At 42.1% G+C, this 16336-nt stretch carries 11 protein-coding genes; 10 read left to right on the top strand and 1 reads right to left on the bottom strand.

The annotated features are described in order from the left end of the window. Nucleotides 1-35 precede the first annotated feature (35 nt). The 7 genes from QT327_RS27015 (at nucleotide 36) to QT327_RS26985 (ending at nucleotide 11126) form a co-directional block, all read left to right on the top strand. Entirely contained in the window at nucleotides 36-2585 is a 2550-nt protein-coding gene (locus QT327_RS27015; protein ID WP_130858111.1) for a phosphocholine-specific phospholipase C, read from the top strand. Nucleotides 2586-2972: 387 nt separating this feature from the next. After that, nucleotides 2973-3707, top strand: a complete 735-nt coding sequence (locus tag QT327_RS27010) for a (Fe-S)-binding protein (RefSeq protein ID WP_130858110.1) — start codon at nucleotides 2973-2975, stop codon at nucleotides 3705-3707. 108 nt (nucleotides 3708-3815) lie between these two features. Then, nucleotides 3816-5189, top strand: a complete 1374-nt coding sequence (locus tag QT327_RS27005; protein ID WP_013663966.1) for a lactate utilization protein B — start codon at nucleotides 3816-3818, stop codon at nucleotides 5187-5189. A 99-nt stretch (nucleotides 5190-5288) separates the two neighbouring features. Further along, on the top strand, nucleotides 5289-5903 hold the full coding sequence (locus tag QT327_RS27000; protein ID WP_013663965.1) for a LutC/YkgG family protein: 615 nt from the start codon (nucleotides 5289-5291) through the stop codon (nucleotides 5901-5903). A 388-nt stretch (nucleotides 5904-6291) separates the two neighbouring features. After that, a complete protein-coding gene (locus tag QT327_RS26995; protein ID WP_242627385.1) occupies nucleotides 6292-8214 on the top strand; it encodes an alpha-L-fucosidase in 1923 nt (640 codons plus the stop codon). Between the two features lie 412 nt (nucleotides 8215-8626). Then, a complete protein-coding gene (locus tag QT327_RS26990; protein ID WP_289554347.1) occupies nucleotides 8627-10453 on the top strand; it encodes a beta-N-acetylhexosaminidase in 1827 nt (608 codons plus the stop codon). Nucleotides 10454-10685: 232 nt separating this feature from the next. Continuing rightward, the gene (locus QT327_RS26985; protein WP_013663958.1) at nucleotides 10686-11126 is read left to right on the top strand and encodes a hypothetical protein; all 441 of its coding nucleotides are present in this window, start codon (nucleotides 10686-10688) and stop codon (nucleotides 11124-11126) included. Between the two features lie 38 nt (nucleotides 11127-11164). Here the strand turns inward: QT327_RS26985 and QT327_RS26980 are convergent, their stop codons facing one another. Continuing rightward, nucleotides 11165-11635, bottom strand: coding sequence for an Lrp/AsnC family transcriptional regulator (locus QT327_RS26980; protein ID WP_130858106.1), 471 nt, complete (start codon nucleotides 11633-11635; stop codon nucleotides 11165-11167). A 147-nt stretch (nucleotides 11636-11782) separates the two neighbouring features. Between QT327_RS26980 and QT327_RS26975 the strand changes: the two genes are divergently transcribed. Genes QT327_RS26975 through QT327_RS26965 form a run of 3 tightly spaced genes read left to right on the top strand, consistent with a single transcriptional unit; the run spans nucleotide 11783 to nucleotide 16336 of the window. Further along, nucleotides 11783-13225 (top strand): family 43 glycosylhydrolase, encoded by a 1443-nt coding sequence (locus QT327_RS26975; RefSeq protein WP_289554346.1) that lies wholly within the window; start codon nucleotides 11783-11785, stop codon nucleotides 13223-13225. Nucleotides 13226-13236: 11 nt separating this feature from the next. Continuing rightward, the gene (locus QT327_RS26970) at nucleotides 13237-14385 is read left to right on the top strand and encodes an aldose epimerase family protein (RefSeq protein ID WP_289554345.1); all 1149 of its coding nucleotides are present in this window, start codon (nucleotides 13237-13239) and stop codon (nucleotides 14383-14385) included. Nucleotide 14386: 1 nt separating this feature from the next. After that, nucleotides 14387-16336 carry a glycoside hydrolase family 97 protein gene (locus QT327_RS26965; protein WP_289554344.1) on the top strand — a complete coding sequence of 650 codons (1950 nt, stop codon included), beginning with the start codon at nucleotides 14387-14389 and terminating at the stop codon, nucleotides 16334-16336.

Raw genomic sequence — 16336 nt, 5'->3', positions numbered from 1 at the left:
GGCTGTCTTAATACTTGATACTTATAGCTAATAAAATGGAAAATAGAAGAGACTTTATAAAGAAAGCCGCATTTTTAGCGGGAAGTACAGGTCTGTGGAATGCATTGCCAAAGTCATTACAAAGAGCTTTGGATATTAATCCTGCACCAGGTAGTACTTTTTATGATGCTGAGCACATCGTCTTGCTCATGCAGGAAAACCGATCATTTGACCATTGTTTCGGAACATTAAAAGGCGTACGTGGGTTTAACGATCCCCGAGCGATCAGATTGCCGAATAAAAACCTAGTTTGGTTGCAGTCGGACCCGGCAGGGCATACCTATGCGCCATTTCGGCTCAATATGAAGGAAACAAAATCCACCTGGATGGGAGGCCTTCCGCATTCATGGGAAAATCAAGTGGATGCTCGGAACAATGGTAAGTATGATGGATGGTTGAAGGCAAAGCAATCGGGAAATAAAGCATACAAGAATATGCCTCTTACCCTGGGTTATTTTAACCGCGAAGATATCCCGTTCTATTATGCCTTTGCAGATGCCTTCACTGTTTGTGATCAACATTTTTGTTCGTCCCTGACGGGTACAACAACGAATCGCCTTTTCTTCTGGAGTGGAACGCTGAAAGGGGCGGCAGGCGAGCAGGCGAATGTGAGAAACTCAGACGTCTATTATAATAAGGAAGTGAGTTGGAAGACTTTTCCTGAACGATTGGAGGAACATGGCGTAAGCTGGCGGGTATATCAGAATGAATTGAGTATACAGACTGAGTTGGAAGGCGACAGGGAATATTGGTTGTCCAATTTTACCGATAACAATTTGGAGTGGTTTAAACAATATCACGTACGTTTCAGCACCGGTCATCATCGATTCCTGACAAAACGGTCGGAGCAATTGCCGGCAGAGATTACGGAGTTGGAGGTACAGATCAAGAAAACGAAACCGAATCAAGTACAAAGCCTCAAAAAGAAATTGAACCAAAAAAGAGAACAGCTGTCCAAATATAAAGAGGAGTTGGCCAAGTATAATCCCGAGAATTTTGCAAAGCTCAGCAGCTTTGAACAACAGTTACACCAAAGGGCCTTTACCACCAATATCAACGATCCAAACTATTACAATATTGAGGAAGTTTCCTATATTGATGGGGGTGAGGAAAAGAAAATGCAAGTGCAGAAAGGGGATATCCTACATCAATTTAGAGCGGATGTAAATTCCGGGAAGCTCCCAACCGTATCGTGGTTGGTGGCACCCCAGGCATTTTCGGACCACCCCAGTTCACCTTGGTTTGGTGCATGGTATGTGTCCGAAGTGTTGGATATCCTCACCAGAAATCCCGAAGTCTGGAAGAAAACGATCTTTATGCTTACCTATGACGAAAACGATGGATATTTTGATCATGTGCCGCCGTTTGTCGCTCCTAACCCTAATGATATCGACAGTGGTGCGGTTTCAGAAGGCTTGGATACGCGTGATGAATATGTGAGTATGGAAGAGGAACGCAAACGAGATGGAATGGATAAAGATGACCTTCGGGAAAGTCCCGTTGGTTTGGGATATCGCGTACCATTGATCATTGCATCTCCGTGGACACGTGGGGGCTGGGTTAACTCCGAACTTTGTGATATTACCTCTACGATTCGTTTCATGGAAAAGTTCTTGGAGAAGAAAATAGGAAAGCCAATTAGGGAGACGAATATTAGCAGTTGGCGGCGCGCTATTACAGGCGATCTGACCTCCGCATTCCGCCCTTACAACGGGGAGACGCTATCCTTACCTGGTGCTGTGAAACGCAATGAATTTGTACAATCGATCTATAAAGCAAAAGTGAAGGACTTGCCAAAGGGCTTTAAGGAACTGAAGCAAGATGAGATTGCGTTCATTAATAAACATCCTTTTAATTCGCCTTTATTACCCCAACAAGAGAAAGGTATAAAAAACTCGAATGCTTTACCCTATGAGCTTTATGTTGAAGAGAGGCTGGTAGATTCAAAGGCTGTTGAACTTACTTTTCTTGCAGCGGATGAGATTTTCGGTGAAGGGGCCGCTGGTGTAGCTTTTAATGTTTATGCTCCCGACAAATACCTGAAAGAGAGCGCTAGGAGCCAACCAATATGGGAAGCAGTAAAAACATGGGCCTTCGCTGTGAAAGCGGGGGGTAGACTAAGCTACCAATGGCCGTTCGACCGTTTTGAAAATAAGCAGTATCATTTACAGATTTATGGGCCTAACGGCTTTTTTCGCGAGCTGAAAGGCACCGAAATGGATGATGTGATTTCGGTACAATGCCTATATGAAAGACAAAAAGATGCGAAACAGCTGACTGGCAATATCGAACTGCAATTAATGGGGACCCAAGGAGGGTTGGAAGTGGAACTGAAGGATTGGTCGTACGGTAAAGGCCTAATTCGAAAAAAAATAAAAAATAACGAAATTGTCAAGATCGTTATGGATACATCAAAAAGCTACGGTTGGTACGACTTTTCTTTGTTTATTAAGGGTCGGCCAACATTTGAGCGACGCTATGCGGGCAGGGTGGAAACGGGCGCCGACTCAAAAAGCGATCCATTTATGGGAAGAATGGTGGAATAGTTGAGTAGTTAAGTTGTTGAGTAGGAAAGTAGTTAAGTAGTGATGAGTGTTGAGTTATGAACTATGAGTGATGAATTACGTTGCCAGACTTAAGTCAAATATCGAACACCTAATGTTGATAGCTAATAGCTGAAATGAGTGATGAATAGGGCGTCTTGCTACCTGATACTTACCTGCCTACCGGCAGGCAGGTGTCTTAATACCTAAGCAAAGCGGACTGACCATGACAGTTGTTTGGAAAAGAATGCGTTATTTTGTTTTGATTTTATGGAGGGGTGATAAAACCTAGTAAAGATAGCTTAATAAATAGTAAAGATCGCAAAATGAAGCTATATTGAAAGTTCTTTACTTTGTATTTCTATCCTTTTTAACTAAACAAAATAACACATGGAGGTTGCCTTATTTGTACCATGTTATGTAGACCAATTTTATCCGGGAGCAGCACGAGCGACACTTGAACTCTTAGAAAAGCTAGGGGTGAAGGTTTCTTATCCTGAGGGACAAACCTGTTGTGGACAGCCAATGGCCAATTCAGGCTATGAGCACCTTACCGGAGGATGTAATGAGAATTTTATCAAACGTTTTCAGGGATATGATTATATAGTTTCACCTTCAGGAAGCTGTGTCTTGCACATAAAAGATCACCTGCACTCGGATCAGTCTCCTACAATAAGCAACGAGGTTCGCGAACGTGTCTATGAATTAACCGAGTTCCTTACTGATATTTTAAAAGTAACAGCGCTGGACGCCCGTTTTCCGCACCGTGTAGGCGTGCATCAAAGTTGTCACGGGCAACGGGGCTTGATGCTTTCGCAGATGAGCGAACTAACTGCCGAGCCCTTTTCAAAACCCGGTAAACTGCTTAGTATGGTAAAAGATATCGAGCTAATTGAACTGGATCGGAAGGACGAGTGTTGCGGTTTCGGTGGAACTTTCTGTGTAGCAGAAGAAGCCGTATCGGTAAAAATGGGTAAAGATCGCGTGGCCGATCATTTGCGGCACGGAGCTGAGTTTATAACAGGAGCGGATATGTCCTGCCTTATGCATATGGAAGGTATTCTTCGTAGACATAAAAGTGCTACCAAAGTGATACATATTGCCGAGATATTGAATAGTCAGTAGGTAATGATAGCGAGTTTAAAACCGAAGGAGTTTTACCTGCCTGCGGTAGGCAGGAGTAATAAGTTATACGTTGTAAATAACATAAAGCTTATAGCGTAGCGCAATCATATGGAAACACAACAAAAGAAACACGCCGCATTAGCGGATATCTTTAATAAAGATGAAGCTCGAGTCGATTGGCACGATCAAACGCTTTGGTTCGTTCGGTCAAAACGTGATCGATTAACGCACGATATCCCGGAATGGGAGGAGTTACGGAACACCGCTTCTCAAATTAAAAACCATGTGCTATCCCGTTTGCAGGATTATTTGCTAGCGTTTGAAAAAAACGCGCAGGCAAATGGCGTGCAGGTTCATTGGGCGGCAGATGCGCGTGAACATAATCAAATTGTTTGCGAGTTGTTGAAGAAGCATGGCATCGATCGGATGGTAAAAAGTAAGTCTATGCTGACGGAAGAATGCCATTTGAACGATTACTTGGCAGACAATGGGATTGAAGTAATTGATTCAGACTTAGGTGAGCGGATTGTTCAGCTTGCTAAAGAAATGCCCAGCCATATCGTACTACCTTGCATTCATAAGAAAAAAGAAGAAATCGGCGATATTTTCCACGAGCATCTTGGAACGGCAGCAGGTGTATCAGATCCGCAGATTTTGACGGAGACGGCTCGACAGCATTTAAGGGACGTTTTTGTTACACGCAAGGCGGCATTGACGGGAGTGAATTTTGCGATTGCAGAGACAGGAGAAATGGTGGTATGTACCAATGAAGGTAATGCAGATATGGGCGCTCATCTTGCTGATATACACATTGCCAGTATGGGCATAGAAAAGTTGATTCCAAAGCGGGCTCATTTGGGCGTGTTCCTCCGTTTGTTGACAAGAAGTGCGACAGGGCAACCTATTACCACCTATTCAAGCCATTTCAGAAAGCCAAGGAAGGGACAGGAAATGCATGTTATTTTAGTGGACAATGGGAGAAGCCGGCAACTCGGCAGACCTGACTTTAAAAACTCGCTGAAATGCATTCGATGCGGCGCCTGTATGAATACTTGTCCGGTATATAGACGCAGCGGGGGCCATAGCTACCATCACGCTATATCAGGCCCTATAGGCTCCATCTTGGCGCCTAACTTGGATATGGAAAAATTTGCTGACCTTCCCTTTGCGTCAACGCTTTGCGGTTCATGCAGCAATGTTTGTCCTGTAAAAATAGATATCCATAACCAGTTGTACAAGTGGCGACAAGAATTGGTAAAAGCGGGATATACCGATAAGAAAAAAACAATGGCCATGAAACTGATGGCAACCACTTTGGCGTCGCCCACTAAATTTAGGTTAGCAGGAAAAATGGGGCGTTTTACGCTTAAGTACGCGCCATTTACGGTAAATAACAGTCTTAACCCATGGTATAAAGGACGTGAGATGCCGGTGCCTCCTAAGCAATCTTTTAGTGAATGGTATAAAGAGCGAAATAGATGAGTTTTATGTTATAAGTTATAGGTAATACGTTTTTTTAAACACGATTGAGAAAAAACGGTGAACTTAAAACCTATTACTTAAAACTTACAACCTTACGAAATGACAAGTAAAGACAAAATATTACAAGCCATTAAGGCAGCGCAGTTGGATGAAGTAGCATTACCCGCTCCGGTTGAAAACCCAACGGTATACGACGATCCGGTACAGAAATTTTCGGATGTTGCAAAAGCTGTCGGAACCAGTGTCCTGGAGGCGACGAACCTGGAAGCGGTAAAAGATCATCTTTTGCAGACCTATATTCCCGAAGTGCAGGCAAGGTGGTCTATTGAGAAATCTTTACGGATTGTGTCAACCTTGCCTGAAATGGAAAACCTGGCCGAACAGATTGTTGACGCCGATCTCAATCCGCATAGCTTGGAAGATGTTGATATAGCTATTATGGCTGCGCAGTTGGGTGTCGCCGAAAATAGCGCACTATGGGTTCCGGAAACACTTATACGTGTACTGCCTTTTATTTGTCAACATTTGGTGCTGCTTGTCGCGAAAAACCAGATCGTAAATAATATGCACCAGGCTTATGAGAAGATGGGGCTAGGCGTCGATCCCTTCGGAGCTTTTATCGCGGGACCCTCAAAAACGGCGGATATTGAACAGTCTTTAGTACTGGGAGCCCATGGCCCGCGAAGCTTAGCGATTTATTTGTTGAGCAGTTAAGTTGTTGATTAGTTAAGTTGTTGATTAGTTGAGTAGGGAAATAGTTATGTGGTGATGAGTGTTGCCTGCCTGCCGGTAGGCAGGAATTATGAGTGATGAATCTCTTTTCTACTTATCCTGATACCTACGTCTTGATACCTGATACTTACTTACCTGCCTGCCGACAGGCAGGTGTCCTAATACTTGATACTAACTTGTTCTCACAAAAGTACCCCATAACCAGAAACCAATAACGAACAACCAATAACCAATAACGAACAACGAACAACCAATAACCAATAACCAATAACGAATAACCGATAACCAATATCCACGATAGCTAATATAGCAGAACATAATGCTAATAATCCTGAATGTTTAACTTTGGATAGCATTTATGTTTGTAAGTATGTACAGCAGAAAAAGCCTTTTAACCATTATTGCAACATGTCTGTTTGGAGTAAACAGCATCGCTCAGGATTTCGATGATGCGCCGAAACCCTATGGTGCATTACCCACTAAACGCCAGCTCGCATGGCATGAAACGGAGATGTATTGTCTCATCCATTTTACGCCAACCACCTTTCAAGATAAAGAGTGGGGTTACGGAGATGCTGATCCGGCTATTTTTAATCCAAAAAAATTTAGTGCTGAGCAAATTGTTGCGGCCGCAAAGGCAGGTGGATTTAAGGGCATCATCTCTGTCGCTAAGCACCACGATGGCTTTGCCTTATGGCCCACGAAAACAGCGGCATATAATATTAGCGAGAGCCCTTGGCGAGCGGGTAAAGGTGATATGGTGAAAGAGTTTCAACTAGCAGCTCAAAAACTGGGGATGAAGTTTGGTGTTTATTGTTCGCCCTGGGATCGAAACAACCCTGCTTATGGCACGCCCGAATATGTTAGTATTTATCGAAACCAGCTGAAAGAGCTCTATAGCAATTATGGTGAACTTTTTATGAGTTGGCATGATGGCGCCAATGGGGGAGATGGTTATTACGGCGGCAAAAAAGAAAAGCGAAAAGTTGACCAATCGACTTACTACGATTGGATGAACACGTGGAAAATAACGCGAGCAATGCAACCCAACGCAAATATTTTTAGCGATATCGGTCTGGATGTACGCTGGGTAGGGAATGAAAAGGGAGTTGCTTCGGAAACTAGCTGGTCGACCATAACGCTTGTAGGTAAAGAAGGTAAGGCACCGATGCCAGGTTACATGGATGACAGCAATTTGGGAACGGGAACAAGAAATGGTGAAAGCTGGATACCTACGGAGTGCGATGTGCCTTTGCGACCGGGCTGGTTTTATCACGCTTCACAAGACGATCAGGTGAAGACTCCTGCCATGTTGTTCGACTTATACTGTAAAAGTGTTGGAAGAGGTGGCGCTTTTGACTTGGGGCTTTCGCCGAACACGGATGGTCTCTTGCATGAAAACGATGTGAAGGTATTAAAAGAATTTGGTGCATTATTAAAGAAAGTTTTTGATAAAAATTTAATCAAAGGGGCTCGCTTGAAGGCTTCTAATGTACGGAATGCGAATGATCAACACTATGGGCCGCAGCGCCTAACGGATGAAGATCGATATAGCTATTGGGCTACGGATGATGACGTTCACCAAGCTGATCTCGAAATCGAACTGCTAAAACCGCAAACATTTAATATCATTCGATTACGCGAAAACATAAAATTAGGCCAACGAATTGATAGCGTTTTGGTAGATAAATGGAAAGATGGCGCTTGGGTGCGTGCGGCTAACGCAACAAGCATAGGAGCTAATCGTATTATTCGCATGCCCGAATCGATTTCAACAAGTAAATTGCGACTAAAAGTATATGCTCCCGTTAGTATTGCTTTGAGTGATGTCGGACTCTTCGCCGAACCAAGAGCGCTTAAAGGACCAGAGCATGGTGAACGTAAGGGCTTGGAAAAGGCCAACTGGGCAAGCGAATCGAGTGCAGCTGAAAAAGCCTTTGACAATGATGATCAAACTTTTTTCCTGACGGATAAGAATGCAATCGTAATCGACTTAGGCTCCAAACAGAATATATCTGCATTTGGTTACCTGCCACGGCAAGATGGGAAATCCATCGGTACAGTTGAAAAATATGAATACTATGTTAGTGATAATGGAAAAGATTGGAGATTGGCTGTGACCGGTGAGTTTTCTAATGTCAAAGCAAACCCCATTTTACAATATACCGCTTTGGTGGAAAAAGTGACTGGCCGATATGTCAAATTGCTTGCTAAACAGTCGGTATTCGACAATGATAAACCGGCATTCAGTATTGCGGAGCTGGAGGTGTATGGTAGGGAAAGTAAAAAGTAAAAAGTAAAAATTCAAAAATAAAAAGTAAAAACCCCGGAGGGCTCATTGATGCCTTAGAAAGACAAACAAGATATCAATAATTCAAAAGTTAAAAGTCAAAATAATAAAACCCTGCCTCCCTTAGCGATGGCCCGCCTTCCGTAGGAATGGTAAATAGTCAAAAACGAGAAAAGTCTTTAACTGTAAGACCAAAGGGTTCCTTTTTATTTCAGCGCTTTTCCGGTCAGACCAGTAAGGACTTACATAAGAGCGTCTCTGCGAGCTGAAGCTAGGGCTGAGTCTTGAGCGAGGCAGTCACATAAATAAATTAAAAATTTGCCTCTCTAGAGGATGCGTGACATCTCTCGGGATGGTAAAAAACCAGACGACTAACAACAAAAAACTAATAACTAATAACCAACAACAAATAAATATGCTAAAACAATTTATTACACTGCTAATCACTTTTTTTTGTTTGAGCAGTGTCTTTTCTCAGGAGCGAAATTACGCGCTTATCCCAAAGCCTCAGTCTATTCAATCTGGAGTGGGTGTCTTTAAACTGGATAACCAAACGACATTAGTAGCAAAGGATGAAGCGACTCGGAAAACCTTTAACCTGTTCAACGAAATGCTATCGAACCGCTACCATCTACGTCTGCCAGTCGTTTCAGAGCCTAGTGGCAAATATATTTTGATAGAGAACAGTCAGACGGAAGCGGAAGCTTATCAGTTGAATGTTACTGAAAATTCAATAAAGATCAAAGGCGATAACAGCGGTATGTTTTATGGGCTTCAAACCATTTTACAGTTAATTGAACAACATAATGGTGGTTTACAGATTCCGGCGGTAACGATTTCAGATAAGCCTGAATTTGGTTATAGAGGGGTAATGATTGATGTCGCCCGACATTTCTTCTCATTGGACGAAATGAAGAAAATCGTCGATTTAATGGCTTATTTTAAATTTAATAGATTACACTGGCATTTGACGGACGATCAGGGGTGGCGTTTAGAGATCAAAAAATATCCGAAGCTGACCCAAATTTCAGCGTGGCGCGATTCCAGCATCATTGGTCAGTATGGTGATTTCAAGCCCTTTATTTATGATGGTATAAAACATGGCGGATATTACACGCAGGAAGAGGCACGGAATTTGGTTGAGTACGCTGCTGATCGTAAAATCACGGTGATTCCGGAAATAGAGCTGCCAGGGCACAGTACGGCCGTCCTGGCGGCTTACCCTGAATTTGGTTGCAAGGATACGACTTATCAAGTGCCAGGCTTTTGGGGAGTACATCCTAATATTTTCTGCCCAAAAGAAGAAACATTCAAATTTTTGGAAGATGTGTTCACTGAAGTAATGGATATTTTCCCTAGTCAATACATCCATGTTGGAGGCGATGAAGTGCCAAAAGAACATTGGGAGCAATCTGCCTTTGCACAAAAGCTAATCAAGAAAAATAAGTTGAAAGATGAACACGGCTTACAAAGTTACTTTATTACCCGGATCGAGAAATTTTTGAATCAACACAATAGACGTTTAGTAGGCTGGGATGAGATATTAGAGGGAGGACTAGCGCCGAATGCAACGGTTATGAGCTGGCGAGGTGAAGAGGGTGGAATTGCCGCCGCTAAAATGAACCATGATGTCATTATGACGCCGAATAGCCATCTCTATATAGACCATTATCAGGCGAAGGACATTAGCACAGAGCCTTTAGCTATCGGAGGTTTTTTGCCCTTGGAACGCGTGTATAGCTACCATCCTCGCCCTGAATCCTTGAACGCCCAAGAGCAAAAGCATATTTTAGGCGTACAAGCTAATCTTTGGACAGAGTATATTGGTACCAATAATAAGCTGGAATATATGCTCTTTCCGCGTGCGTTAGCGCTAGCTGAAATTGCATGGACAGCGAAGGAAAAGCAAAACTTTGACGATTTTTCTACTAACAGATTACCGATTCGTTTACAGGAATTAGAGAAATTAAAGGTTTTTTTCCGTATTCCGGAAGCCAAGATTAGCTTTGGTACGAATTCGGCAACAGGAAGGAAAACAGCGGAGATTATTCCTTTTATTGCAAATAGCACTATTTATTACACGTTTGATAACCATAAAGCCGATCAAACCGGAAATATCTATAGCGGACCTATCGATTTGCCTAAGACCGGTAAAAAGGAAAAACCGGTTAACTTGAACTATATAATTGTAACACCTACTGGCAGAGTAGGTAATATGTTCAGTGTCCCTTATAGCGAATAAATTATTTAATTTTTAGCTGAAGCCACATTCTGCAATGCGAATGTGGCTTTTGTTTTATAAGGTTCCCATACTGCTTAACAAATTTAAAGTATAGCGCTATTTTTGTAAATACTTCAATGTGAATAAGTTCGTTTGGAATCTTCAACATAGATTAGTAAGTTTGGTTATCCGTTATATGCTATTTCCAAAAAGCAAAGAAAACGATTGTTGAACCAATTATACCGAAAACGCTATGTTAAGAGAAATCGATTTAATTCGCATATTGATGTCCTATCACCCCGAATGGGAAAAGAATCCGGAAGCATTTTTGGAACTCACCATTCTAATTTCTTCCATTGACTGCCGATGCCTGGAGTCGGGAGAGGTGGATTTTGAGCAGATTATGGGCCCCAAATTGGATAACGTAGCAAAAGTTTTGATGTCAATTACCAATGTACAGCTGTCTCCTTATAAAGACTTTGCTGATTTAAAGAAGAATGGACATCCTACCACCTTTTTAAGTGAATGCCTGGTAGAGGTGTTGGAGAAAGTACATGGCGAGGTTCCGGCAACCGTAGGTCCTGACGCAAGAAATGAAGGGGAGGTCTTTTGCCTCGAGGATCATTTTCATGATAGAGAGTCCGAAAAATTATTTTTGAAGCTCTGGCCTTATATCTCGCCAATTGAAGACTAAGGAGATGTGAAAAAAAGCGAACTGCTAAAAAGGTCGTATCAAATTTTTACTTCGAGGGCGGTCTCTTTTTTTATTTCCTTTAGTACGAAGCTGCTATTTACATTTGCGACGTTTGGAATGCCGGATAGATGTTTCATTACGAATAAATGGTAGTCCTTTACATCTTTTACGGCAATTTTTAGCAAATAATCGTGATTGCCGGCAATGCACATGATTTCCAAAACCTCGCTGAATTGATTAACCGCCTCTTCGAAATTCTTAAGGGTTTCCAGCGATTGCTGTTTAAGGGTCACCGTACAGATGACTAAAAGATGTTTCCCTAATTTTTCTCGATTGACAAGCACCACATAACGCTCAATGTAACCGTCTTTTCGCAAGCGCTTTATGCGCTCAAAAGTGGGAGAAACACTTAAACCGATCTCCGCCGCAATTTCTTTGACACCTAAAGATGCATCCCGTTGTAAAATGTTCAAAATACGAGCATCCATCTTATCTATTCTATCAGTCATAGCTTTTTACTGATTTCAATGCCGCAAAGTTAGATAAAAAGTATTTAATTCTGATGATCGATTTATTTTCCGTTTTATTTTCTGATATGAAAATAAAGTTAGATTATAATTTTTTATAGTGATAGTTTTGCAAAATATTAAAACGACATGGGTTTGCAAGCTATCGATCAAGAAAGACTGACAAATTATATGCAAAGGGCAGAAGAGCGCGCAGCATATTTTCTGGGATATCCCATTGCCCGCGATTTTGATTATTCAGACTTATATCCCTTACTGAAACTTCCTTTAAATAATATAGGCGATCCATTGGTAGAATCTACCTATGATCTTAATTCACGTTCGTTGGAACAGGAAGTGTTAGCTTTCTTTGCTGATCTGTTCAGAGCACCCGCCGACAACTGGTGGGGCTATGTAACAAATGGCGGTTCTGAAGGGAATTTATATGGGTTGTATGTGGCGCGCGAGCTTTATCCAAACGGAATCGTTTATTATTCGGAAGCGACCCATTATAGCGTTCAAAAAAATATTCAGCTCCTTAATTTGCGAAGTATTGTCATCCGAACCGATGAGCGGGGAGAGATGGATTATAGCGATTTGGCGCAAATGCTACACATGCATCGACAGCAGCCGGGACAGGTAATCGTACACGATCCGGTGTTGATTTCGGCAGACGATAAATATTATCTCTTTGCTACCGGAGATGGTATTGATGTATGGTCTTCAACCGATTTGGAAAACTGGTCTAAACAGGCACCTGTTTTTCCGGAATCACCGGCCTGGGCAAAGCGGGAAGTGCCAACATTTAAAGGGCATATTTGGGCACCTGATATCCATTATTTTAACGGCTTGTACTATCTTTATTATAGTATATCTGCTTTTGGAAAAAACACCTCCTGTATTGGACTAGCGACTAATCCAACTTTAAATCCGCAAGATTCGGGGTTTAAGTGGACGGACCGTGGAAAAGTGATCCAGTCGATACCTGGGAAGACAAATTGGAACGCCATAGATCCCAATCTAGTGTTCGACGAAAGTGGGCATCCATTTCTTGCATTTGGTTCCTTTTGGGACGGTATCAAATTGGTGAGACTAAGTAGAGACGGTATGCGAACGGAGGACGATTTGCTTACTATACCAACACTTGCCAGTAGAAAGATAAATCGCCGGGCACCTAATCCCCCAGCCATAGACAACAATCCAGTTGATGCAGGGGGCAATGCCATTGAAGCTCCTTTTATCTTTAAACGGGGAGGCTATTATTATCTTTTTGCCTCCATCGATTATTGTTGCAAAGGAGCGGCAAGCACTTATAAAATGATTGTGGGAAGAGCGAAAAAGGTGACAGGACCTTATTTGGACGATCAGGGGAAAGACTTGGCTTCTGCCGGTGGTAAACTCCTTTTGGCGGGCGATAGCCGATGGCATGGCGTCGGGCATAATGCCGTAATAAAGCTTGAAGAAGACGATTATCTCGTTTTTCATGGCTATGACGCTCGGGATCAGGGTAAACCTAAATTAAGAATTGAGAAATTAAAATGGGACAACAAAGGTTGGCCTTTGTTGATTAATAATGAATTATCAAACCAATAGATAGTATAATCATGAGCAAAATAATTTACATTGCTGCAATAGCCGCGGGTCTGTTAAACGGAGCATGCAACCAGCGTACCCAACAATCTGCTGAAACGGCGGATACGGTGAAAGTTGATACAACTTCCGGTTTTAATGCTGAAATTGACGGAAAAGAGGTAAAACTGTATACATTGATAAATGGTAAGGCAAAAGCGATCATTACCAATTACGGAGCCCGTTTGGTAAGTTTGTTAGTCCCGAATAAAGAAAATACACAAACAGACGTCGTATTAGGCTATGATAAGGCCGAAACTTACAAAGCAAATAAAGCAACTTTTTACGGTGCTATTGTAGGCCGGTATGGAAATCGCATCGCAAAAGGTCAATTTACCCTCAATGGAAAAACGTATCAACTGGAAAAAAATGACGGAGAAAATTCACTGCACGGAGGGACTAATGGTGTATATGATAGGGTATGGGATGCCGAACAGATAGATGAAAAAACACTTAAATTGACTTATCACTCGACCGATGGGGAAGCGGGGTATCCTGGTAACGTTGATATGACGGTGCTTTACTCCCTAAAAGAAAACAATAGCTTGGAAATCGATTATACCGCTACGACCGATAAACCAACTGTTTTAAATTTAACGAACCATGCTTACTTCAATTTAAATGGTGAAGGAGATTCAACCATTTTAGATCATGATTTAACCCTATATGCAGACCAGATTACACCTGTAAACGAAACCCTGATTCCTACCGGTAAATTTATGGACGTTACCGGTACGCCTTTCGATTTTAGAAAAGCGACTCCAATCGGTGCGCGTATCAATGCGGATGATGAGCAGATAAAAAGAGGGAAGGGATATGACCATAATTTTGTGTTGAACAAAAAAGAAGGCTTACAAACAGCTGCTTTGGTATATAGCAAAAAAACAGGGATTGAGATGGAAGTGTTGACTGAAGAGCCGGGCATACAATTTTATAGCGGCAATTTTATGGAGGGAGGACAAAAGATAGGCAAAGACGGGAAAGATTACGGATATCGCTCGGCCTTTTGTCTGGAAACACAACATTTTCCTGATTCACCCAACCAACCAGCTTTTCCTTCCACTGAGTTAAGACCGGGCGAGCCTTACAAGACCAAAACAATCTATAAATTTTCAATTAAATAAGATGATACGATTTAAGCAAATATGCCAGTGGATCAAGTATAGTACATCATTTCTATATTGTCTGGCTTTTATGGCCTGCCAATCGAGCTCGCAGTCGGTGTTGAAGAGCCCTGACGGGAAAATCGTCCTGACTTATAAATTGGATGCGAAAGGAAGACTATGGTATCAGCTCCGTAAAAATGATACCCTGGTGTTAGACTCGTCACGGTTGGGTGTCCTACTTAGCCAAACTAAGTTTGACGACAAATTACAAGTAACATTTGATTCCGCCTATCACGGAATTAGCGATAACTATGTAATGTACAATGCAAAGAGAAAGCAAAATCATTATGCAGCAAATGGTCTGGTTTTGGGGTTACAAAATAAAGAAGGTCAACATTGCCGCATCATATTTCAATTAGCAAATGATGGCTTAGCTTTCCGTTATTATTTTCCTAACATAAAAGCACTCACCAAGGTTGAAAAAGAATTAACAACTTATCACTTACCAACAGGGTCGAAGGCTTGGTTACAACCTATGGCCGTTGCTAAAACCGGGTGGGAGCATACGAATCCTTCTTATGAGGAACATTATGAGCAGGAAATACCGGTAGGGACGGCGGAAAAAACAGGTGCGGGCTGGATATATCCTTCGCTGTTTAAAAGCGGCAATAACTGGTTACTTATTACAGAATCGGCTTTGGATAGCCAATATTGTGCAACCCATTTAGCTGGGCAATCGCCCAATGGAGTTTATCAAGTGGCTTTTCCTGATTCCAGGGAAGAAATAGTAAACGATGGTATTTTGCCTCGTTCAGATAAAGCGTTCTATTCTCCATGGAGGATTGTTACCGTTGGTAATTTGGCAACCATAATTGAATCTACCTTAGGGACCGACCTTGCTCCGCCGGCGATGGATACCGATTCCTCTTTTATTAAACCCGGTAAGGCCTCGTGGAGCTGGATTAATTCCAAGGACGATTTTATTACCTATGATGAACAAAAGCGGTATATTGATTTTGCGGCAAATATGAAATGGCAATATTGCCTGATTGATGTGAACTGGGATACAAAGATTGGCTACGAAAAAATCGCTGAATTATCGGCGTATGCCAGCCGGAAAGGTGTTGGGCTAATTTTGTGGTATAATTCTGCGGGAGACTGGAACACGGTAAAATACACGCCAAAAGATAAATTGTTAACCCATACCGATAGGCAACAGGAGTTTAAGCGTTTAAAGGAAATGGGCATTAAAGGAATCAAGGTCGATTTCTTCGGAGGAGATGGTCAATCAGTTATTCGTTATTATCAAGAAATCTTGGAAGACGCAGCCAGCTACCAATTATTAGTAAACTTTCATGGCGCTACTTTGCCAAGAGGTTGGGCAAGAACCTACCCTCACTTAATGACTACAGAAGCTGTTCGTGGTTTTGAAATGGTCACTTTTGGTCAAGCCGACGCTGATAAAGAAGCAACGCACGCTACCATGCTTCCTTTTACACGCAATGCATTCGATCCGATGGATTTCACACCGATGAATCTTTATAAAATTCAAAGCAGTGTGCAACGCAAAACAAGTAGTGCGTTTGAATTGGCAACAAGTGTACTTTTTCTTTCAGGTATCCAACATTACGCAGAGTCACCGGAAGGAATGAAACATGTATCGGAAGATGTTCAGGATTTTTTACGTGCGTTGCCAAACAGCTGGGATGATGTGAAGTTCATTGATGGGTATCCCGGTAAATATGTAATTATTGCCCGTAAATCAGGCGATAATTGGTATATAGCTGGAATTAATGGAGAAACGCAAGAGAAACAATTGGCGCTTAACTTGTCTTTTATTGATGGAAAGCAAGGAGCGTTATTTACAGATGGGAATGGTTCGGAGCTTATAACACATCAAACTATTACGGCGACAAACAAGCTTCCGATATCGATGAAAGGAAATGGAGGCTTCGTTATGAAGTTTTAG

This window comes from Olivibacter sp. 47 (assembly GCF_030372825.1).
Classification (GTDB): Bacteria; Bacteroidota; Bacteroidia; order Sphingobacteriales; family Sphingobacteriaceae; genus Olivibacter; species Olivibacter oleidegradans.
This window is presented reverse-complemented; position numbering and strand designations above follow the sequence as displayed.

Bases quoted from the DNA above. Each gene is read 5' to 3' on its own strand.
- QT327_RS27015 (WP_130858111.1), top strand. From the start codon at position 36: ATGGAAAATAGAAGAGACTTTATAAAGAAAGCCGCATTTTTAGCGGGA.
- QT327_RS27010 (WP_130858110.1), top strand. From the start codon at position 2,973: ATGGAGGTTGCCTTATTTGTACCATGTTATGTAGACCAATTTTATCCG.
- QT327_RS27005 (WP_013663966.1), top strand. From the start codon at position 3,816: ATGGAAACACAACAAAAGAAACACGCCGCATTAGCGGATATCTTTAAT.
- QT327_RS27000 (WP_013663965.1), top strand. From the start codon at position 5,289: ATGACAAGTAAAGACAAAATATTACAAGCCATTAAGGCAGCGCAGTTG.
- QT327_RS26995 (WP_242627385.1), top strand. From the start codon at position 6,292: ATGTACAGCAGAAAAAGCCTTTTAACCATTATTGCAACATGTCTGTTT.
- QT327_RS26990 (WP_289554347.1), top strand. From the start codon at position 8,627: ATGCTAAAACAATTTATTACACTGCTAATCACTTTTTTTTGTTTGAGC.
- QT327_RS26985 (WP_013663958.1), top strand. From the start codon at position 10,686: ATGTTAAGAGAAATCGATTTAATTCGCATATTGATGTCCTATCACCCC.
- QT327_RS26980 (WP_130858106.1), bottom strand. From the start codon at position 11,635: ATGACTGATAGAATAGATAAGATGGATGCTCGTATTTTGAACATTTTA.
- QT327_RS26975 (WP_289554346.1), top strand. From the start codon at position 11,783: ATGGGTTTGCAAGCTATCGATCAAGAAAGACTGACAAATTATATGCAA.
- QT327_RS26970 (WP_289554345.1), top strand. From the start codon at position 13,237: ATGAGCAAAATAATTTACATTGCTGCAATAGCCGCGGGTCTGTTAAAC.
- QT327_RS26965 (WP_289554344.1), top strand. From the start codon at position 14,387: ATGATACGATTTAAGCAAATATGCCAGTGGATCAAGTATAGTACATCA.